Below are 21,215 nucleotides of genomic sequence, written 5' to 3' on the forward strand. Positions count from 1 at the left end.
CCAGAATTTTTTGGTGAGCTGGTTCTTTTGAAGATCCGATGCGCGTCGTATCGTTCACGTTCCCGTGGTGCCGGCCGGTGCGCGAGCATGTCCAGCGATCGTCACGGATAGGCGCGTGCGCGTATTCTGATCGATTTGGAAAGCGACTGTCGATGGGCCGATCGACCGGTCATTCGCGCGTACAAGCTGTAGCGTTCGATGCCATTAGCTTCGTAGTGCAAATATTATTTGGAGTGAATGCCTGCACGTTGCGGAAACGCGGGCCGCTCGATGCGCGCAAGGGCGTGCAAATAGGAAAGCGAAACATGAAAGACCAGACCGTCATCTCCCCCACATCCCGCACCACCATTCGCCGCCTGCCGGAGTTGGCAAGCCACGATCGCGAGATGCTTCATCGCATCGTGGACGAGGCCTACGTGTGCCACATCGCATTCGGTTCCGGCGAGGACACGCATTGCATCCCGACCGTGCACTGGAGACGGGGCGATCACCTCTATATTCACGGGTCGAACGGCAGCCGGATGATCAAGGCGTTGGCGGCGGGGGTACAGGCCTCCGTCGCGATGACGTTGCTGGACGGCCTCGTGCTGGCCAGGTCGGCCTTCAACCATTCGATGAATTACCGGTCCGCAGTGATCTACGGGCGGTTCGAGATGGTGGACGGTAGTGCGGACAAGCTGGCGGCGCTGGATGCATTGATGGACAAGATCGCGCCCGGTCGCAAGCATGACGCGCGGCCCGGCAACGACAAGGAACTCAATGCGACCAGCGTGCTGCGGATTGCGCTTGCGGAAGCAGCGGTAAAAGTGAGCGATTCACTGCCGTCCGACAAGGACGAAGATCTCGCGCTTGCTGTCTGGACGGGGATCCTGCCGCTGAAGATGACGCGCGGTGCGCCGGTCCATGCCGAGGGCAGCGTGCCGGTGCCGGATTATGTCCGGAACTGGGAGGAGTAAGTTGCACGGCACCGCCGTGTGGTTTCGCTGAAAACGGTGGCGCGCGGAATATTGTGCCGAGCGGGGTTCGCACGCCAACGACACGCGGTTTCGCGCGCCGGCAGTGCGAAACCCGCGCTGCCGGCTGGCGTGTATTTCACTCGGCGCGATGCTCATGCGTCTCGTGTGGCGGATGCGACGCCGCAGCGTGCGGATGCGGTGCGGGTGCGTGCTCGGGGGCCGGTTGCCGCGGCTGTGCTGCCGCGTGTTCCTGCAGTTGCGCTTCGTTGTGCGGCGGCGCCTCTTTGTGCACTTGCTGCTGAGTCTCGTTGCGTTGCTGCATGGCTTCGCGCTGCCGTTGCTGCTCCGCATTGTGTTGCTGCAACGCCTCGCGCTGCTGTTGCTCCGCTGCGTTGCGTTGCTGCATTTCCTCGCGTTGCTGCTGCTGCGCGGCGTTGTGCTGTTGCATCGCCTCGCGCTGCTGCTGAGCTTCGTTGCGCTGTTGCTGCTGCAATTGCTGCTGCTGGGCGGCCGCACGATTTTCCTGCGCAGCGTGCGCCTGCTGCATGGCCTGCTGCCGCTCCTCGCGCATCGCGCCGGGCGCATGTTGCGCGGGTGACTCGGCATGCGGTTCGTTCGCACGGTTCTGTGCGAACGCGCCAGGCGACGGTCGCGCGCCGGGGCGTGCATCGTTCGCGCCGAAGTGCGGCATCGTCATCGGCACGGCGCCCGGGCGTTGCTCCATGGCCTGCCCGCGCATGGGCTCCGCACCCGGCTGCATCGTGTTGCGTTCGATCGTCGTGTTCGTCGTATTGTTGGTGACGTTGCCGCCGTAGTTGTTCGTGATTCGCGTGTTGCGGATGTTGGTGATGTTGTTGATCACGGTGGTCGACTTCGACACGTACGTGGTGTGGTTGTACACCACGGCCGGGCGCTCCCAGCCGCCGTTCCAGCGGGGGCCTTCCGGACGCGGCGCGCCCCAGTTCATGCCCCATGCATGCCAGCCCCAGTCGTGGTGCCCGAAGATCGCGGCGCCGACGGCGATGCCGACGCCGAACGTGATCACGCCGGCGGTAACGACTTCCCCCGTGCTGTATGAAGGCGGCCGGTACACGTAGCCGGGGTAGGCCGAAACCGGCTCGCCGTAGACGACCGTCGGGTTGTACGACGGAACATAGACGACGTCGGGCTGTGCCGATTCGATCTCGATGGCCTGCGCGGGGGGCGGCACGATCGCCGGCCCGGCGTAGACCACGGGCGCATCGTTGGCCGGCGTATAGCCGGTCGGTGCGGCCTGCGCGACTTGCGTGACCCGCATCTGGCCGCCCGAGCGGAGATGGCCGGAGGTCTGCGCGCGCTGGCGCATCACCTGGATCGCGTTCATCACGTCGGTGGGGTCGTTGTAGTACGCCTGGCCGAGCGACGTGGTCCAGGCCGGGTTCGACGCCATCTGCGACAGCACCGCGGGGAACGCGGTCAATGCCTTGACGGACGGATCCCACGGCTGCGTATCGGCGGCGGTGGCGAGTGGCTGTCCCTTCAACGACGGGTTCTGCATGACCCAGTTATTGGCGGCCGTGACCTGATCCGGGTACGTTGCACCCGCCAGCACCAGCGCGACGAGCTTGTCGGGGAACAGTGCGATCGGCGCGACCATCTGGTAGAGCTGGTCGGCAGTCGGCGGCGTGTAGGCGACGGGCGTCGAAGCGGGCTGGGCTGCGGCGGCCGCGCTCGCGTCGCTGGCCGCAGCGGCGGCGCTGCTGTCGGCGTTCTTGTTGCAGGCCGAGAGGCCGAGCAGCGACACGATGAGGGACGACGCGAGCAGCGTTCTGACGGGGCGGTATGCACGTGTGTGGTTCATGTGGTTCGTTCGGTGTTGTGTCGGCGTTGGCAGGCACGCGGGCCACCCGATCGGTTTGAGCACGGTGCCGCGACAGTCAGCGCATGCCCGGGGGCATCGGCCGGGGTCGGCGGCAGGGTCGTGCTCGCAGCGTAGTCGTCCCGCGACGAATCGATATATTCAGTTAAACGCACGACACGCGCGGAAGTTGTCTGCGTGTTGTGTAACAGTGTGTACCTTGCAGTCCGTAAGCGGGCTGGTGCTGCCCGGGTAATGGACATGAAAGTTGCTTGCGCAACGATTGCAAGGTTGGTGAGCGCATCGTCGCGCCGGAGGCCGCGCCTCGAGAGTGCGCGGAATACAAAAAACCCGCAAAGGCCTTGCGGCCCTCACGGGTTGTTCAAGCGATCGCATCCGGTTCCATGCATGCGTTGCGGTGCGCACGCGGAACCGGGGCAGTCATCGATCCATCAGCGTGCGAAATCCGACGTGCTTTGGATGAACGTGTTCAGCTTCGAGATGTTCACGCTGCCGAAGCCCGTCGTTGCGTCCCAGCCGGCCTTTGCCTTGTAGCCGTAGGTGCCGCTGCCGTTGTTGCCGGACGTGACGTCGTGCAGCAGTGCCGCGTTGCTCGGGAAGTACTTGTAGAAGCTCGACGCGGGAAACCCGAGCGCATTGTTGTTGGCGGACTGCAAGCGCGCCCAGATGCCCGTGAAGATCGGCGCGGCGAGGCTCGTGCCGCCTTCGTTGTTGAGGTAGCCCGAGCCCCACAGCGTGTTGGACGTCTGGCCGTTGACGACGAGAATCGCGCCGGTGCGCAGGTCCGCGTCGAAGCCGACGTCAGGCAGTGCGCGCTTGGTCGATCCCGTGAGGCTCGACGATTGCCACGACGGCGCGGCTTCGTACTTGCTGTACCCGCCGCCCGTCGACCACACGGTGCCCGGCTGCCAGCTCGGATCGTTCCAGACGATCTCGCTGTTGTACGCGTTGGTCGACGTATTGGTGAACAGCGTCGTGCCGCCCACGGCGATCACGTACGGCGACGTTGCCGGCTCGCTGACCGTGTAGGTCGAGCGCGACGGCGTGCCGCTCGCACATTCGTACGCGCCATGATCGCCGGCGGATACCGAGAAGGTCTGCCCCTGCGCGACTGCCTGCTTGAAGATGGTGTCGTCGGTGGCCTGCGAGCCGGTGCTGTTCGCGGACGATTCGCACACGCCGAGCGATACGTTGATCACCTTTGCGACGTTGTCGGTCACGGCCTTGTTGTACGCGGCGGTGATCGCCGTGAGCGTCATCGACGGCGCGACGTAGAACACGACCTGCTTCACGCTGCCGCCGGCCGCGCCGACGATCGACTGGCTGTCGAGGTTCCATTCGACGGTGCCGTCGGTGTCGGTGTACGAACTGCCGGACGGGCCCGTCTTCACGATGCTGCTGCTGATCGTGCCGAGACTGTTGTTTGCGGCGAACGTATTGAGGTCGCTTACCGTCTGCGACAGGTCGCCTTCGGAGATGATGCCGACGGTGGTCTGCGAGGCGGTCGGCGTGCCGTCGCCGCCGTAGATCGACGAGAATTCGGTCGGGTTGTGCGGCACCGCCGATGCGCCGGCCGGAATCGTCAGATTGCTGGTGTTGCCTTGCGGCTGGCTGCCCGCGCCCGTATGCATCAGTTCGACGTTCTGCAGGCCCAGCACCGAACCCACGACGCCGCCGATCGCGTTCGGCACTTGCGCGGCGTCGGTATTCGCGTAGACGCTGCGGCCGTTGCGCGTGAAGCGCTTGAGCGTCGTGCGGAACGCGGACTTGATGGTGGCGGCGGTGCCGGACGCGGAGACCAGCAGGCGGTTCGGCGCGACCACGATGTTCACGAAGCCTGCCTTGCGCAGATGCGCGACGACGGAGGCGACCTGCTGGTCGGTCGGCGCATATTGCGACGCGAACTGCGCCGGCGTGAGGAATTGCCGGTAGTGCGGCGAACCAGGCGTATGCAGGTCGTGCAGATACTGGTCGAGTTGCGCCTCGTTGCGCAGGTTCAGGCCGAGCACGATGTCCACCGACTCGCCCGGCGCCATCTCGACGGCGGCTGCTGCAGCCGCCGCCGTGCTCGCGGCGGGCGCGCCGGCCGTACCGGCTTCGCTCTGCTGCACGAGCGGCAGGAAGCCCTTGGTGTGCGTTTCCGTCCAGCCGGCAGCAGGCGCGGCGTGGGCGGTCGCCATGCCGAACGATGCGGCTGCGGCGGCGAAGGCGAGTTTGACGAAGCGATTGTGCTTTTGATTCTTGTCTGCAACCTGATTCATTTGAATTACCCCTCCGGTTGAACATCGAACAGCACGAACAACAACGGTCGACAGCGGTGCGGGTCATGCACCGCCGATTTCTGTCGCACGCATGCGGATGGCACGGACGCGACAGGGCCTTCCGCCCGATCCGGAAAGGTGTCTTGTCTCCGGGGGCGAAATACGGAAAACGCGGTAACGGGAAGGCTGCGCCGCGATACGACGCAACTGCGCCGGACGGGGCGCGGGCGAGATTGCTAGAGCAACAGTTTCGTTGTCCTGCTCATTTGATTCGATCCTTCGGCCCGCTGCCGGATGGCAGTTGTCCAATGAGATGCATCGGGATGTTGCATGCGTCGGCGCGCGAACGACGCGGCCGGCGGCGAGCATTGCGGTGCGGCGGAAGCAAAAACGTAGAGCGGAAGCGATTGCGTAGTGAGCAATTCGTCAGATTGCTTGGATCGGACGGTATCAAGAACGAAAGCGAGGTGTCAAACTTTTTTTGATTATATGAAACTAAATTAAAGCGAATAGGTGCAATGTTTTTGAAAATATTGGCAGTGTTTTGTAATGTCCAGGGCCGCTAAAGAAAGTAATGCGGAATGCGATTTGCCGATCGTTTCCGGTTTGATGCGTAATGGGGCAATTGGCCGATCGTATTCGAGGCGGGACTCGAATCGCCGGACGCGGTGAAGCGAGGCGAGTCCGCGGGCATCAGGAAGCAGGGCATGAAGCTACTGCCTTGCACCCGCATGCCGCAGCGCGTCCACGGCTTCCGTGTTGTCGTGCGACCGCGCGAGCTGCAGCAGCGACTGACCGCGCCGATCGACATGATTCGGATTCGCGCCACGCGCGACGAGGAGCGGAATCAGGTCGAAGCGATTGAACAACGTGGCGAATCCCAGCGCGGTTTCCCCGGCGCCGTTCGTCTGGTCGATCGGGCATGGCGTGTCGATCAGGCGCCGTGCGATGTCGGGTTCGTTCTTGAAGAGGGCGCCCATCAGCGCCGTGTTGCCGTGACGGTCGCCGGCGCATGCATTCGCGCCGGCCGACAGCAGGTAGTCGAGCGCTGCCGGCTGGCCGTCGTAGGACGCGAGTATCACGGCCGTGAAGCCGCGGCTGTCGGTGGCGTCGACCGGATAGCCGGCGTCGTGCAACGCACGCAGGATGTCGACGCGTCCGACGCGGGCGGCGTCGAACCAGTCGCCGTCGTAGCGGCGCAGCGCGGCAGGGTCGGCCGGCGCATACGCCGGCTGCTCGGGAAGGTGCGCGCAACCGGCGAGCGCGGCCAGCGCCAGGACCGTTGCGGTGGCGCGGATCGCGCACGTCAGGCGTTCGGATTGCATGAGGATGTCCTGATGGGTGGGTAAGGTCGACGTGCGCGGCGCTACCCCGCACGTCGACGGCGACCGGAGTCGCGGGATCAGTTCTCGCTGAGCTTCGCGGCGAGCGCCTGCACTTGCCCGACGTCGGCATGCACGGCCTGCGCGAGACGCGTGCCGTAGTCGGCATCGGCCTTGTAGAAGTACGACAGCATCGCGTACTGGTTGTGCGCGTTCGTCACCTTGCCGAGATCGCCGGACAGCGCGGTAATCAGGTCGTCCCTGTCCTGCGGCGACAGGCCGCGGTAGTACTCGCCCGCCTGACGGAACCGCAGCTTCTTGTGGATCGCTTCCTGCTGCGTCGTGCCGTTGAGCGTCATGCGTACGGACTTGTACTGCGGATCCGGTGCGAGTTCATGCAGCGTCGACGGTTCGTAGTTCACCTCGCCCTTGCGGTCGCCGGCGTTCATCTTGCCGTCCTGGTTGTTGTTGACCACCGGCACGACGGGCCGGTTGATCGGCAGGTCCATGTAGTTCGCGCCGAGCCGGTACATCTGCGTGTCGGCGTACGCGAACAGCCGGTCCTGCAGCATCCGGTCTTCGGACGGCTCGATGCCGGGCACGAGTCGCGACGGCGCGAACGCCGATTCCTCGGTCGACTGGAAGTAGTTGTCGGGCACGCGGTTCAGCGTCATCGTGCCGATCTTTTGCTCGGGCACACCGGTCCACACCTTCGTGTCGTCCAGTGCATCGAAGTCGAAACGATTCAGGTCCTGCGGCGTGAGTACCTGCACGTACAGATCCCACTTCGGGAAGTCGCCTTGCTTCAGCGCGCCGTACAGGTCGTTCGTCATCATGTTCCAGTCGCGCCCGATCGATGCACCGATGTCTTGCGGGCGCAGGCCGTGCACGCCTTGCTGGCTTTTCCAGTGGAACTTCACGTAGTGCACGTCGCCGTGCGCATTGACGAACTTGAACGCGTGCACCGCGAAGCCGTCCATGTGACGATACGAATCGGGCATGCCCGCGTTCGTGTACAGCATCGTCAGCATGTTCGTCGCTTCGGGCGTGTGCGCGAAGAAGTCGAATGCGAGGTTCGGGTCCTGCACGCCGGTCACGGCGCTCGGCTTGTTCGCGTGAACGAAGTCGGGGAACTTGATGCCGTCGCGAATGAAGAACACAGGCCAGTTGATGCCGACCATGTCCCAGTTGCCCTGTTGCGTATAGAACTTCACCGCGAAACCGCGCGGATCGCGCGCCTGTTCAGGCGAGCCGCGATAGCCCATCACGGTGGAGAAGCGCACGAACACCGGCGTGCGGGTGCCGGGCATGAAGACCTTCGCTTTCGTCAGGTTCGAGATGTCGGCGGTCGGCACGAACTCGCCGAATGCGCCGGTTCCGCGTGCATGCACGACGCGTTCCGGGATGCGTTCGCGATCGAAGCGCTGCAGTTTCTCGATGAGTGCGGAGTCTTGCAGGAGCACGGGGCCGGCAGGGCCGGCCGTCTGCGAATTCTCGTTGTCGCCGACGGGGGCGCCCGTGTCTCGCGTCAGTTCGGCGGCATGGGGGGACGCGGAAAGTGCAACGCAGATCGCGGCGACTGCGTGTCTCAGCACGCGATGGGAGGATGGGGACATGACGATGGAACTCCTTGAATCCGATCGGTGGTGGGGAAGCCGACTGAATTAGAAGAGATCGTCAGACGATTGGCTAATTGATATTCGATATGTTTCCGATAGCGACGGCGTCGATGCGGCGTGGGTGCGGTTCTCATCGACGCAGGCGATGAATATTGTTGCGTACGCAATGAGTTGTTGCGTCGCGCGCCGCGAAGCGATCCGCAAGCGTCGAATGCGGGGCGCTTTGGACTTGCGATCCACATGTCGAGCATCGGCGCCGCAGTAGCCTCGACAAATCCTGCCGTGCAGCGCCGAACAACTCGGCATCACCCCGCGCCCGTCTGCCAACCGAGCCCGAGGTTTTTTTGCAGCGACACGTAGTCCTTGATCAGCTCGGCCTGCCCGGCGATCACGTTCTGCTGCGCGGCCAACGCTTCACGTTGCGTATCGAGCAGGTCGATCATCGATGCGACGCCCGCGCGATAGCGCTCGTCCATCAGCGTCCGGGAATGCACGGCCGACGTCTGCACCTTGGTGAGCGCAACGACGTGTTCGCGCTGATGCCCATAGCGCTGCAATGCCGTGTTGGCATCCTGCAGGGCGCCGAGCACCGCCTTCTGATAGTTCGCTTCCGCCTCGTCTCGCGATGCTTCGGCCGCGCGCACCGCACCGCGCGTGCGCCCGAAGTCGAGAATGTTCCATTGCAGATACGGCGCGCCGACCCAGGTGAAGTTCTGCTTGCGGAACAGGTGGCCCGGATCCGTCGCGCTGAAACCGAGATCGCCGAGCAGCGTCACCTTCGGGAAATAGTCGGCGACGTGCTCGCCGATCTGCGCATTGCTCGATGCGAGCCGGCGCTCGGCCGCGCGAATGTCGGGACGCTGTTTCAGCAGCGTGGCCGGATCGCCGATCGCGACGCTGCCGGGCAGCGTCGGCAGCGTCGCATCCGGTGTCGACAGTGCCGCGTCGAGCGCACCGGGTGCGCGGCCCGTCAGGATCGCGAGCCGGTCGAGCGATTCCGTCACCTGCGCGTCGAGCGGGATCAGCGATGCGCGCGTGTTTTCGACTTGCGTCGTCAGGCGTTCGATGTCGGCATCGGCCGCAACGCCACGCGTGCGCCGCTGCTGCGTGAGTTCGAGCATCTTCTGCTGCAGCTCGGCAGTGCGCCGCGACAGCGCAAGCCGCTGCTGTTGATCGCGCAGGTCGATGTACGCATTGGCGACTTCGGCCGTGATCGACACCTGCGTGTCGGCGAGATCGGCGTCGACCGCTTCCGCTTGCGCCGATGCCGCTTCGACCGCGCGGCGCGTGCCGCCGAACAGGTCGATTTCCCAGGTTGCGTCGAAGCCTGCCGAATAGAGCTGCAGCGGGCCCGAGCCACCCAGCGACGGCGAGGTGCCACTCGATTGGCTCGAACCGTTCGACGGCAGCAGCGAACCGAGCGCGCTGACGTCGGGCTCGCGCATGCGGATGGCGGCGGCGGTCGCCGACGATTTCGGCAACTGGGCCGCACGTTGTTGCGAGAGTTGCGCGCGCGATGCGCGCAAGCGGGCTTGTGCCGCATGCAGATCGGGGTTGTACGCGAGCGCGGCGGTGATCAGGTCGTCGAGCTGGCGATCGTTGAGCGCGTGCCACCATGCGCTCGGCGCGGGCGCAGCGGGGTCGACGCCGGAGGCCGGCGCGCGCACGAAGGTCGGCGCATCCGGCGCGGCGGGCGCGCCGCGATAGTCGGGGCCGACCGTGCAGCCGGCGAGCAGGCACGCGGCCGCGCACAGCGTGAGCGCAGGGCGGCGGGGCAGGGAGAAGGGTTTCATCGCGTAAGACGGTTCAGTGGCCGGACGACATCGGCTGCGGCCCGCGCGGCGTTCTCAGCAGCAGCGCGAGCGGCACGCAGGCAAGCAGCGCGATGCCCAGCAGATAGAAGGTTTCGGAATAGGTCATCACGACGGCCTGGATCTGGATCTGCTGCGCCAGCTGTCCGAGCGCGCGCATGTTCGAATACGCGAGGTCGCCGGTGTGCGAGAACCAGTTGGCCGCGTAGGCCGACAGCCGGTCCTGCCCGATCAGCGAGTTCGCCGTCACCGATTCGCGGAGCGCGGCCGTATGGAAGGTCGTGCGCCGGTCGATCACGGTGCCGATGATCGCGAGTCCGATCGAGCCGCCGAGATTGCGCGCCATGTTGTAGAGCCCGGCCGCATCGCCCGAGTCTTCGCGTGCGACGGCCGCCATCGAGGCCTGGTTCAGCGGCATCATCGCGAGCATCTGCGCGACGCCGCGGATCAGTTGCGACCAGACGAAGTCGTGGCCGACGCTTTGCGCGGTCAGGCTGATGTCGAGCATGCAGCTCAGGCAGAACAGCAGCAGCCCCGAGATCACGAGGATGCGGAAATCGACCTTGCCGAGCAGGCGCGGCAGGATCGGCATCACGAGGAAGGCGGGCAGCCCCGACAGCAGCATGATCGCGCCTGCCTGCTCCGCGTTGTAGCCGGCGACGATCGCAAGGAACTGCGGAAGCAGGTAGGACACGCCGTACAGCCCCGCACCGACTGCGGACACGATCACGATCACGCTCGCGTAGCGCGGGTTGCGCATCAGCGACAGCCGCATGATCGGCCGCTTCGCAAAGATCTGCGACAACGCGATCAGGATCATCCCGGCAAGCGACACGAGGCTCAGCGTGACGATCATCTGCGATTCGAACCAGCGTTCGCGCTGGCCTTCCTCGAGCACGACGGTGAGCGAGCTCAGGCCGATCGCGAGACCGAAGATCCCGAGCCAGTCCGCGTTCAGGAATGCATGCCATTGCGGGCGGTCCGACGGCAGCCCGAATATCAACAGCGCCATCAGCAACAGGCACACCGGCAGGTTCAGGAAAAAGCACCAGCTCCAGCTGACGTTCTCCGCGAGCCAGCCGCCGAGCACGGGGCCGAACAGCGGCCCGAGCAGCACGATCAGGCCGAACAGCGTCATGCCGACCGGCAACTGCGACAGCGGCAGCCGCGTGCGGATGATGGTTTGTGCAGTCGGGATCAGCGCACCGCCGGTGAAGCCCTGGCCGATCCGGCCGGCGATCATCATCGGCAGCGAATGCGACCAGCCGCACATCATCGAGAAGGCAATGAACAGCGCGGAGTTCGTCAGCAGGAAATTACGCAGCCCGAACACGCGCGTGAGCCACGCGGCGAGCGGGATCATCACGATCTCCGACATCAGGTAGCCGGTCGAGATCCACGTGCCCTCGGTGCCGGTCGCGCCGATTTCACCCTGGATCTGCGGCAGCGCGGAGTTCGTGATCGAGATGTCGAGGGTCGCCATCAGCGCGCCGAGCGCGCCGGCCGCGACCGCGATCCAGTCGGTCACGCTCGCGCGGCCCTCGTGCGGCGGCATCGGCATCGTGGCGGACGGTTCAGCCATGGTGCGTCTCGTCGCGGGCCGAGCGCGTATCGACGTCGACCGTCACCGACAGCCCCGGCAGCAGCATGCGCTGCGCGCGGGCGTTCGCGGCGAGACGGATGCGCACCGGCACGCGCTGGACGATCTTCGTGAAGTTGCCGGTCGCATTCTCGGGCGGCAGCAGCGCGAATTGCGCGCCCGTGCCGGGGGCGAAGCTGTCGACGACGCCGGACAGCGCGCTGTCCGGCAGCGCGTCGACGTGCAGTTCGACGGGCTGGCCGATGCGCATGTTGCCGATCTGCGTTTCCTTGAAGTTCGCGACGAGGTAGATCGAGTCGACGGGCACGACGGTCAGCAGGCGCGTGCCGGGCTGCACGTATTGACCGACGCGCACCGTGCGATCGCCGACGCGGCCGGCGAGGGTGCTGCGCACGATCGTGTTGTCGAGGTCGAGCTGCGCCTGTGCGGCACTGGCCTGCGCGGCTTCGAGCTGCGCGCGCGCCTGCTGGAGCTGCGCGGTGAACGACGCGATCTGCGTGCGGGCGGCCGCGATCGACGCATTGTTCGCGGCGAGCGTCGCGGCCGCCTGATCGCGCGTGCTCTTCAGGTCGGCCACGCGTTCGTGCGTTTCCGCGCCGGTCGCGGCGAGCGGTGCATAGCGCGTGTATTCGTCGCTGGCGTGCTGCGCATTGATGCGCGACACCTTCGCCTGTGCGTCGGCTTGTTCGAGATTCGCACGCTGCTGGCTGATGTCGGCCTCGGCGCGTGCGATGTCGGCACGGCGCGCGTCGACGGTCGCAAGCGACTGCGCGAGCGCGACCTGGTACTGGCGGACGTCGAGTCGCACGAGCGGATCTCCGGCCTTGACGGCCTGGTTGTCGCGCACGTACACGTCGGTCACGTAGCCGGCGACCTTCGGCGCGGCCGTCATGCTGTCCGCCTGCAGGTACGCGTCGTTGGTGCTTTCGATGAAGCGGCCGACCGTCCACCAGCGGCCGAGCCAGACGGCGCCGCCGATCGCCGCGAGCACGGCGACGACGAGCAGGATGCGCCGCTTCGATCCGTTGCCGTTGCGCGGGGTTGTTCCGTTTTCCTGACGATCTGCTTTCGGTGGCGGGTCTTGCGGAGTCGACATGCTGGCATCCAATTTATTCCACGTGGAAGAATTATTCCAGTTGATAAAATTGTGTCAAGTAGAATGTCGGTCGATCGAATGACGAGGAAGGCATGAACGAAGCGAAGAAGCTGCGCCGTACGTCGGCGGGCGGCTACGCCCGCGGCGACGAAACGCGCCAGCGGATCATCGAGGCGGCGATCGAACTGTTCGGCGAGCGCGGGTTCGCGGGGGCATCGACACGCGAGATCGCGGCGATGGCCGGCGTGAACGCGCCGGCGCTCCAGTATTACTTCGAGAACAAGGAAGGCGTGTACCGCGCGTGCGTGGAGACGATCGCGGAGCTCGGCCGGGAAGCGTTCGCGCCGGCGGTCGGCCATGCATGGGCGATGCTCGATGCGGACGCGGACGTCGACGTGCTGATCGATGCGTTCGTCGGGCTGCTGCGCGCGCTGGCGGACCGGATGTTCACGACGCCGAAGACGATGAACCAGCGGATGTTCTTTGCACGCGAGCAAGGCGGCCAGGAGCCGGCGAGCGCGAGCGAAATCCTGATGAAGCGCATGCGCAAGCCGCTGAACGACGTGAGCGCCGAGCTGATCGGCCGCATCTCGGGGCGGCCGGCCAACGATCCCGTCACGCGCTTGCGTGCACTGAGCCTGTTCGGGCAGATCACTGTGTTCCACATCGCGCAGCGTTCGGCGCTGCAGTTGCTCGAATGGGAGGCATTCGAAGGCGAGCGCGCGAAATTGCTGATCGACACCATTGCCGAGCAGACGCGGGTGCTGCTCCAGCAATGGCACGTGCAGCGCGACGCCCTGGCGGCCGATCCTGCAGCCGGCTCGAAGCGCGAGCCGGGCGCGACGGCGAAACGTACGGCGAAGGCGGGGGCGTCGACGCCCGCCGGGAAAGGCCTCCGGCGCGGGAGCAAGCCTGCCGCGCGTTGAACGCGGCGCGCGGTCGGCCCCGGCCGGTCAACCCGGCTTGCGCGCCGGTGCTTCCGGCGACGGCGGCCGGGCCGTCACGTCGGCAGCATGGCTGCTGTCGCCGTGGGTGCCGTTCTCGTCATCGCCCCCAGGCCGCGATCCGTCCGCGTACGCAACGACGCTGCGCTGCGGATTGGCGATCCGGATCCCGCGTTCGAGGAACGTCTCCGCGATCCGCCGGTTGAATTCACGCTGCACGCTCCAGCGCGTCGAGTCCGTGCATTGCATCTGTCCGGCCAGCGCGAGCGTCGCGCCGTCGACCTGGTCGATACCCCAGTAGCTGAAGTCCGACAGGATGCCGTCGCGGTATTTCGGATCGTCGCGCAATGCCGCACCGATCTCCTTCAGCGTCGCGATCGCGAGATCGATATCCTCGCCGTAGGCAATGCTGATCTTGACGGCCGCGTTGCCGAGCCCGCGATTCGTATTGTTGACGGTCGTCACCGAGCTGAACGGGATCGTGTACAACGACCCGTCGCCGGCGCGCAGCCGCACGGTGCGGATCGACAGGTATTCGACCGTGCCCGACACGCCGGCGAGCGTGACCCAGTCGCCCACCTGCATCGCGTTTTCCATCAGCAGGAAGATCCCGGTGATGAAATCCTGCACCAGCTTCTGCGAGCCGAAGCCGAGCGCGACACCGAAGATGCTGGCGCCGGCAAGGAGCGGGCCGACGTTCACGCCGAGCTGGCTGAGGCCCGTCAGCACGACGACGAGCGCGATCATCACGAACAGCAGCGTGCGCAGCATCGGCAGCAGCGTGCGCAGCCGCGCCGCGCGCATGAGATTGCCTTCGCGCGTCCAGCGCTGCAGGCGGCGCTCGATGGCGATGTTCGCGGCTTCCCACACGACGAGCGCGACGATGGCCGCGATGGCGATCGTCACCAGCGCCGACGCGAGCCGGTGGCCGATCGTGCCGGTCTCGAACGCGCGGAAGATCGGTACGCCCCAGATCTGCAGCAGCAGCACGATGGTCACGATGCCGATCGCGCCCGACACGAATTGACGCAGCAGCGGGTAGTAGCGGTATGCGTGCGCATGGACGAGCGTGCGATCTTCGTCGCGGCCCTGGAACAGCCGCGCGAGCGCGCCGAACACGACGATCGACACGATCCGCATGCCGATCATCACGGCGATCGAGCGGCCGCCGAGCGTGATCAGCACGCGGTAGCCGTTGTGGACGTCGAGCGCCCACACGAACCACAGCGCCATCACGATGAAGACCGATACGGGCGCCCACGCGTCCGCGAGCGCGTTGGCGATCATCGCGAAGGACGGGCGATCCTCTCCGGCCGCCCGGATCCGCGCGGCGACCGGCAGCCGGCACTGGAGGATCAGCGCCGAGACCATCAGGTGCCCGACGAGCGCGACGGCTTTCAGCAGCGCGACGTGACCGGCGTCGCTGAGGCCAAAGTTCGCGGCGATCTCGACCGCGGCCGTGCAGGCGCCGACCACGATCACGATGCGCGCGATCGAGCGTTGCGCGAAGTCGGCCCACGCGTCGCTGATGTGCAGCAACCGCAATTGCCGCGCATCGGGCTGGAAGAACAGCCGGCTGACGATCGTGACGAGCCGGCAGATCACGTAGATGTCGATCAGTGCTTCGAGCGCGGATTCGATCGGGGCGGCCGTATCGCCGATCACCGACATCGTCAGGCTCGCGACGCCGACGAACACGAGCAGCGGCACGGCACGCAACGCCAGGCTGACGAGTGCGCGCGGCATCCGGTGCAGCAGCGTGGTGTGGCGGCGCGCGTGACCGCGGCCTTGCGACGACACGGGCGCGGCGTCGGGGATGTTGGAAGCGTCAGGCGGGGCGGCTGCGCCCGGTGGTGCGTTGTCGTCGGCAAGCGTCGCGGAGTCGGGTGTAACGGACTCGGATTCGGACTCGGGCGCGGTGCGGCGCGACGTGTCGGCGCGCCGAGCGGCCACTGTGGCCAGCGCGCGTCGCAGCAGCCGCTTCGCGAACCATTCGACGACGAGCGCGGGCACGAGCACGGCGATGATGATCCAGAGTGCGTGTGCAAGATCCGCGCGCTCGTCGGCGCGCACGAGCTTGTCATGCCACCAGTTGCCGACCGAGCCGACATCGAGCAGCGAGTGCAGCGATTCCTTCAGCGCACCGCCGATTTCGATGGTCCAGCGCGATCCCTGCCGCACGAGCATCGATGCGAGCCCGTTCGACGTCAGCGCGGCCGGGGCCGCTGCGGCCGACGCGGCGCTGGCCGCGGCCGCATCGCTCGACGCGATCGCGGGTGCGCTCAACGCGCCGACGGCCGCGATCGCACGCAGCGTCGTTTCGACCTGCGCGCGATCGCGCGGATTTTCGAGCACATTGAGTGCCTGCTGCGCCTGTTGCGGCGTCAGCGCGGGCGCGGTGCCGGAAGCGGCCGACGCGGCGGCCGGGGCGGGAGCGGCCGCATGGGCGGCCGAAACGACGGCGGCCAGCAGCCAGCCGAGGAGGAAATGTCGCATGGAGTAGGCATGCGGGCGCGCATCGGCGCGCGGCCCGCCAGGCTGAACGATGGACGGAAGTTAACATGATCGCGATCGCAACCGAATAGTTCCGTCGACGATCATTCGAATCGGGCATGCCCGATGCGGCGCGGGCGTTTGCGGCGCATTTGCGCGGTCATGTGTCCGACGCGGACTGCAGGTCGTCGGATAGGTTGGGGTGTTTCAACGGTTAGTGCGTAAGATATTTGTAATGCCGGCTCGTCGACAACGATGAGCCACGCACGCGTCGGGTCGAATTAATCTGGAATCCTGCCGAATCACGCTGGCCCGTCGTGAAAAACCGGCAGAACGTGTTCCGCGATTTCCTCGATGACTTCGCGCACGGGCCGGTCCGAGCCCGGATTCAGCGTGACGTGGTGCGTGCCCGCCGCGTGCATGTCCCGCAGGATGTCGATCAATGCCCGGCGTCCGGTTGCATAGCCGAGCGGCAACGCGGTGGCCGACGCATCGGGATTCGCGGCGAGGTCGAGCCGCATCGATACGCCGAACGCGCGAAAGGCTGGCGTCGCGAGCCGGTCGACCGCCGCGCGCCACATCGAATAGCGTGCGCGCTGCGTGTCCGGATCGCGGTGGTACGTCATCCAGCCGAGCGAGTGCCGTGCGATCCAGTCGACGCTTTGTCCGCCCGAGCCGACCGCCAGCATCGGCACGGCGTCGGCGCCGCGCGGCAGCAGCGTGAATTCGGGTGCATCGGGCGGCGCTTCGTCGGGCAGCACGCGCGACGGCACGCCGAGCGCGGCCGCGACGACGTCCCAGTGGGCGCGGTAGCGGTCGCGCCGCGTCTGCGCATCGACACCGAACGCCGCATATTCGGGTGGCCGGTCGCCGGAGCCGAGCCCGAGGATGAAGCGGCCGCCCGACAGCGTCGCGACCGACAGCGCGCCTTTCGCGATATGCAGCGGATGACGCAGCGGCAGCACGATCGCACCGCTGGCGAGCGCGATCCGACGTGTGCGCGACGCCAGTGCGCCGAGCAGGACCCACGGGTCGAGGTGGCCGACCGGATCGGGATAGTCGGCGCTGTTCAGCGGCACGTCGCGAATCCACAGCGCACGAAAGCCGAGCGTGTCGGCCAGCGTCGCGAGTTCGAGCTGCTCGTCGAAGTCGGCGACGATATGGCCGGTGCGAAGCAGCGGAAGCGTGAGGCCGATCGACAACCGTCCGTCCGAAAAGACGCGATGCGCGACATCGGGGCGGGCAGAGGCGGGTGTGGTCATGTCGAGTCCTGGGAGGCAGCGCGAAGCCGACGCGCGACGTTGCGTGTTCGAATGCTAGCGTGTTTGCCCGACGGTTGTGCGGCACGGCATGCGCAGTGACCGGTTCACGTCGCTGCAACGCAGGTCATGCGGGCAGCGGGCCGGGCATAATCGGGGCCTTCCGTCATTGAAAACAACGCATCCGGATGAACATGCTTCAATACATGGCGATCGGTCTGGCGGCGAGCGCAATGCTTTGCGCGGTCGCGTCAGACGCGCTCGCGGACGATGCGCAGCGCGCCGCAATCTGCAAGACCGCCGAGGAAACGGGCTACACGGCCGACATCCGCAATTGCCTCCGGCTGAAATACGAAGCGGCCGACAAACGGCTGAATGCCGTCTACAAGATGAAGATGGCGAGTCTGGACGAGCAGGGGCAGGCAAGACTGCGCAACGACGAGCGCCGCTGGCTCAAGGCGCGGGACGCGAAGTGTGCCGAATCGCGGCAGCCCGATGCGGGCGGCACGCTCGGGCTCGTGGAGGTCGACAGTTGCTTCGTCGGCGAAACCGAGCGTCGCGTCAAGGTGATCGAGGCCTTTCGTTGAGGTGTCGCGCCGGCCCGGTGCTAGGCCACGCGCAGCGTCACGCCACGCAAGGTGAGACCGAGGCGCGACGCCACACTTCGTGACGCGCGGTTGTCGCTGTCGGTGCTGTAGAACAGCGTGCGCGTTTGAAGCGACGGCAGCCGCGACCACGCCGCGGTCACCGCCGCCGCGAGGCCGCGCCCGCGAAATGCAGGGGCCGTCGCGAGACCGAGTTCGGCACCGCCTTCGGACAGCCGCGCGGCAAACGCGACCGACGCGACTTCTCCATCGACGACGGCCGCGCACCACGGCGCCCACAGATCGGCGGCGCTTCGAAATCCCATCGAGTACAGGCCTTCGGGCATCCCGTGCGTGGACAGCGCATGCCGCAGATGCCGGCCCGCGTCGCTGTCGCCGTCGATCAGCGCGACGCGCGCGTCGGTGTCGAAACCGAGTGCGTGATGCAGCGGGTAGACGAGGCCGATATTCCAGTGCGGAACAGGGGCGAGCAGCGCGAGATAGCGATCGAGGTGCGCGGGCTGCATGCGGTTCGCCAACGGCGGTTCGCTGCTGGCCAGGCGCGCGAGTTCGTCTGCAACCGGAGTGGGCACGTCGGCGCGTATGCCTGCCAGGTTGCCGTCCGCGCTTCGGCCGAGCCAGAAGCGCGGCCCGGGCGAGCAGTCGGGATCGTTCTCGCGTTCGATCCGGCGATCCGGATGCAGGCGGAACAGCGTGCGGTAGTCGGTATCCAGCCAGTCGTGTGCGTCAGGCATGCGTCGGGTAGTGGGCTCCGGTCGGGTGGTGCGTGCCGCGCGAGGAAGGCCAGGACGGCGCCGCGCGCCGGTTCATGCGGCACTGTGGGGCGATTGTAAGCCGTTCGGCGATCGCGCGCCGATGCAACGTCGCGCTGCCCGCCTGGGCCGGGCGGGAGCGGCCTGACGGCTCGCGCGGCCGACGCCCGCCGATCCGGCACGCGTTTCAGTTTCGAAACGTTCGCGCGGCTTGCCGGTGCGCGATGCGCGTCGATGGCCCCGTTTTGACCCGCGCGGCCTTGCGGCGTGACGCATGGTGCGCTCCTTGCATGTCTGTGCAGGCCGTGAGCGCGGTCGCGGACGCAGTCGGTCCGGCGATCGCTTCAGTGGGTCGGACGCATCGGAGACGGGGACAAGAGAATGAAAACAGACCGAATCGCAACGTGTCGTGTTGCAAACATGAATCGCCGACCTGCCGGGCTATTCGCTTCGCCGTTTATCGAGGCGACGTGAGCGCGCGGCTTTCCGTTCCATCCGAGCAATCGGGTTTGTTCTGAACGACAACGTGCAGGCATGACGCACGAGGCCGACTGGTGCCGGTCGGCCGTCGGGGATGAACCGTGAATGCCTGCGGATGGCCCGGCCCGGATCCCGGATCGTCAATCTGCCGCGCGCAACGCAAGTCGTCGCGCGGCGTCGGCGTGTGCGTGCCGTGCATCGCGGCGGCGCGACGGGGCCGAACCGGAAAGCACCGGAAAGCACCGGAAAGCCGGCAGCGCATCGATGCATTCGGCATCGCGGAACACATGGAGTCCAGGGGAAGCGTTCACCCGCAGCAGCAGGGCGGACGCCGCGAAATTGTGCTGTCAGTTGATCCACTACCCCGATGGATCAATTGTTGAAGCGCCCATCGCCGAATGGCGGATGGGCGTCTTTTTTTGTGCACCGGTGTGCGACGCGCGCCATCGGCCCGAGCACGCGGCGTTCTGTATCATGTGCTGGCGTGCCTGGCCGCCCGTGCGGGCGCACGGTGCTTGCCGGCGCGCCCGATCACGCGTTGCCAACATGAACGACACAGCTCAGAACGATCCCTCAACCGCCGACGTCGACCCGGCCGCACTCGATGCGCTGCACACGTTCGTCGAGCGTCATCCGCGCCTGCTGGTGCTGACCGGCGCGGGCATCAGCACCGATTCCGGCATTCCCGGCTATCGCGACCGCAACGGCCAATGGATGCGCTCGCCGCCGATCCAGCTCCACGAATTCCTCGGCTCCGATGCCGCGCGGCGGCGCTATTGGGCGCGCAGCATGATCGGCTGGCCTGTCGTCGGTCGCGCGCAGCCGAACGGTTCGCACGTGGCACTGGCGCGACTCGGCAGCGCGGGACGGATCGAGCGTCTCGTCACGCAGAACGTCGACGGCCTGCACCAGCGCGCGGGCAGCGGCGACGTCATTGAACTGCACGGCGGAATCGACGGTGTCACGTGCCTCGGCTGCGGCGCGCATCATGCGCGCGCGACGATCCAGGTCATGCTCGAGGCCGACAATCCCGAACTGCTGGGCGCGCAGGCCGAGCCGGCCGCGGATGGCGACGCGCACCTCGAATGGGCCGCGCTCGACACGTTCCGCATTCCGGCATGCCCCGCGTGCGGCGGGCTGCTGAAGCCGGCGGTCGTGTTCTTCGGCGAAAACGTGCCGCGCGAGCGCGTGGCGCTTGCGTCGCAGGCGCTCGAGGCGGCCGATGCGCTGCTGGTCGTCGGCTCCTCGCTGATGGTGTATTCCGGCTACCGCTTCTGCGTATGGGCGCAGGCACAGAACAAGCCGGTCGCCGCGCTCAATCTCGGCCATACGCGCGCCGATCCGATGCTGACGCTGAAGGTCGAGGCGCGCTGCGCACCCGCGCTCGACGCGCTGACGGCGCGGCTGGGCGTCGCGAGCCACACACCGGAGCAGGCATCGTGACCGATCCGACCGCTTCTCCCGATCCGTCGGCGCGGCTGTCGGCGCCGGCGGCCGAACGCAATCGCGGGCCGATCCTCGACGTCTTGCGCCGGGTGCTGCCGGCGAGCGGCCGCGTGCTCGAAATCGCGAGCGGCACGGGGCAGCACGTGGTCCACTTCGCGCAGGCGCTGCCGGCCCTGCACTGGCAGCCGAGCGATCCCGATGCGCAGGCGCGGCGCTCGATCGCCGCGTGGGTTGCCCATGCGGGCCTCGCCAACGTTGCCGGGCCGCTCGCGTTCGACGTGCGCGATGCGTCCTGGCCGGTCGACGCGCTCGATGCCATCGTCTGCATCAACATGATCCACATCTCGCCGTGGGCCTGCACCGACGCGCTGTTCGCGGGTGCGTCGCGCCTGCTGCGGCCGGGCGGCGTGCTGTTCCTGTACGGGCCGTATCGCCGCGAGGGCCGGCATACGGCGCCGTCGAACGAAGCGTTCGACCTGCAGCTGCGCAGCCGCGACCCGTCGTGGGGTGTGCGTGATCTCGAGACCGTCGTCGCGCTCGGCCTCGATCGCGGGCTCGACTGCATCGAGGTGGTCGAGATGCCTGCGAACAACCTGAGCGTCGTGTTCCGGCGGCTGCCGCACGCGGAGCAATGACAGGCAAGCGCGCATCGCCGCCGGGTTTCCACTATCCTTTCGCCTGTGCGCGCGACCCGGCTCGGGTCGCGCCCCGTT

Annotated in this window: 15 protein-coding genes; 5 read left to right on the plus strand and 10 right to left on the minus strand. The window is 66.8% G+C overall.

Going from position 1 to position 21,215, the window contains the following annotated elements; translation table 11 throughout:
* The first annotated feature begins 305 nt into the window (after positions 1 to 305).
* On the plus strand, positions 306 to 956 hold the full coding sequence (locus CFB34_RS07935; RefSeq protein ID WP_089442978.1) for a pyridoxamine 5'-phosphate oxidase family protein: 651 nt from the start codon (positions 306 to 308) through the stop codon (positions 954 to 956).
* A 136-nt stretch (positions 957 to 1,092) separates the two neighbouring features.
* On the opposite strand, the gene CFB34_RS07940 is transcribed toward CFB34_RS07935, so the two are convergent.
* The 7 genes from CFB34_RS07940 to CFB34_RS07970 all read right to left on the minus strand — a co-directional run bounded on the left by CFB34_RS07940 (position 1,093) and on the right by CFB34_RS07970 (position 12,523).
* Positions 1,093 to 2,796 (minus strand): DUF3300 domain-containing protein, encoded by a 1,704-nt coding sequence (locus CFB34_RS07940; protein WP_089442977.1) that lies wholly within the window; start codon positions 2,794 to 2,796, stop codon positions 1,093 to 1,095.
* A gap of 449 nt (positions 2,797 to 3,245) precedes the next feature.
* Positions 3,246 to 5,075, minus strand: coding sequence for a S53 family peptidase (locus CFB34_RS07945; protein ID WP_089442976.1), 1,830 nt, complete (start codon positions 5,073 to 5,075; stop codon positions 3,246 to 3,248).
* Between the two features lie 713 nt (positions 5,076 to 5,788).
* Positions 5,789 to 6,400, minus strand: coding sequence for an ankyrin repeat domain-containing protein (locus tag CFB34_RS07950; protein WP_089442975.1), 612 nt, complete (start codon positions 6,398 to 6,400; stop codon positions 5,789 to 5,791).
* A 77-nt stretch (positions 6,401 to 6,477) separates the two neighbouring features.
* Positions 6,478 to 8,013 (minus strand): catalase, encoded by a 1,536-nt coding sequence (locus CFB34_RS07955; RefSeq protein WP_089442974.1) that lies wholly within the window; start codon positions 8,011 to 8,013, stop codon positions 6,478 to 6,480.
* Positions 8,014 to 8,321: 308 nt separating this feature from the next.
* Positions 8,322 to 9,809, minus strand: a complete 1,488-nt coding sequence (locus CFB34_RS07960; protein ID WP_089442973.1) for an efflux transporter outer membrane subunit — start codon at positions 9,807 to 9,809, stop codon at positions 8,322 to 8,324.
* A 13-nt stretch (positions 9,810 to 9,822) separates the two neighbouring features.
* Positions 9,823 to 11,409: an MDR family MFS transporter gene (locus CFB34_RS07965; protein ID WP_089442972.1), complete on the minus strand. Its 1,587-nt coding sequence runs from the start codon at positions 11,407 to 11,409 to the stop codon at positions 9,823 to 9,825.
* Positions 11,402 to 12,523: an HlyD family secretion protein gene (locus CFB34_RS07970; RefSeq protein WP_089442971.1), complete on the minus strand. Its 1,122-nt coding sequence runs from the start codon at positions 12,521 to 12,523 to the stop codon at positions 11,402 to 11,404. Before CFB34_RS07970 ends, CFB34_RS07965 begins: the two co-directional genes overlap by 8 nt.
* A gap of 92 nt (positions 12,524 to 12,615) precedes the next feature.
* On the opposite strand from CFB34_RS07970, the gene CFB34_RS07975 reads away from it, so the two are divergent.
* Positions 12,616 to 13,449 carry a CerR family C-terminal domain-containing protein gene (locus CFB34_RS07975; protein WP_089442970.1) on the plus strand — a complete coding sequence of 278 codons (834 nt, stop codon included), beginning with the start codon at positions 12,616 to 12,618 and terminating at the stop codon, positions 13,447 to 13,449.
* A gap of 27 nt (positions 13,450 to 13,476) precedes the next feature.
* On the opposite strand, the gene CFB34_RS07980 is transcribed toward CFB34_RS07975, so the two are convergent.
* Positions 13,477 to 15,963: a mechanosensitive ion channel domain-containing protein gene (locus tag CFB34_RS07980; RefSeq protein WP_089442969.1), complete on the minus strand. Its 2,487-nt coding sequence runs from the start codon at positions 15,961 to 15,963 to the stop codon at positions 13,477 to 13,479.
* 299 nt (positions 15,964 to 16,262) lie between these two features.
* On the minus strand, positions 16,263 to 17,222 hold the full coding sequence (locus CFB34_RS07985) for an LLM class oxidoreductase (RefSeq protein ID WP_089442968.1): 960 nt from the start codon (positions 17,220 to 17,222) through the stop codon (positions 16,263 to 16,265).
* A gap of 185 nt (positions 17,223 to 17,407) precedes the next feature.
* On the opposite strand from CFB34_RS07985, the gene CFB34_RS07990 reads away from it, so the two are divergent.
* Positions 17,408 to 17,806 carry a lysozyme inhibitor LprI family protein gene (locus CFB34_RS07990; protein WP_089442967.1) on the plus strand — a complete coding sequence of 133 codons (399 nt, stop codon included), beginning with the start codon at positions 17,408 to 17,410 and terminating at the stop codon, positions 17,804 to 17,806.
* Between the two features lie 20 nt (positions 17,807 to 17,826).
* On the opposite strand, the gene CFB34_RS07995 is transcribed toward CFB34_RS07990, so the two are convergent.
* Complete coding sequence (locus CFB34_RS07995) at positions 17,827 to 18,558, minus strand: GNAT family N-acetyltransferase (RefSeq protein ID WP_089442966.1); 732 nt, start codon at positions 18,556 to 18,558, stop codon at positions 17,827 to 17,829.
* Between the two features lie 1,044 nt (positions 18,559 to 19,602).
* Here CFB34_RS07995 and CFB34_RS08000 point away from each other — a divergent pair.
* Together CFB34_RS08000 and CFB34_RS08005 are read left to right on the plus strand one after the other, a co-directional pair.
* Positions 19,603 to 20,499 carry an NAD-dependent protein deacetylase gene (locus tag CFB34_RS08000; RefSeq protein WP_089442965.1) on the plus strand — a complete coding sequence of 299 codons (897 nt, stop codon included), beginning with the start codon at positions 19,603 to 19,605 and terminating at the stop codon, positions 20,497 to 20,499.
* Complete coding sequence (locus CFB34_RS08005; RefSeq protein ID WP_089442964.1) at positions 20,496 to 21,137, plus strand: DUF938 domain-containing protein; 642 nt, start codon at positions 20,496 to 20,498, stop codon at positions 21,135 to 21,137. The genes CFB34_RS08000 and CFB34_RS08005 overlap by 4 nt, the downstream gene beginning before the upstream one ends.
* Positions 21,138 to 21,215 lie beyond the last annotated feature (78 nt).

The organism is Burkholderia sp. HI4860 (genome assembly GCF_002223045.2).
Classification (GTDB): Bacteria; Pseudomonadota; Gammaproteobacteria; order Burkholderiales; family Burkholderiaceae; genus Burkholderia.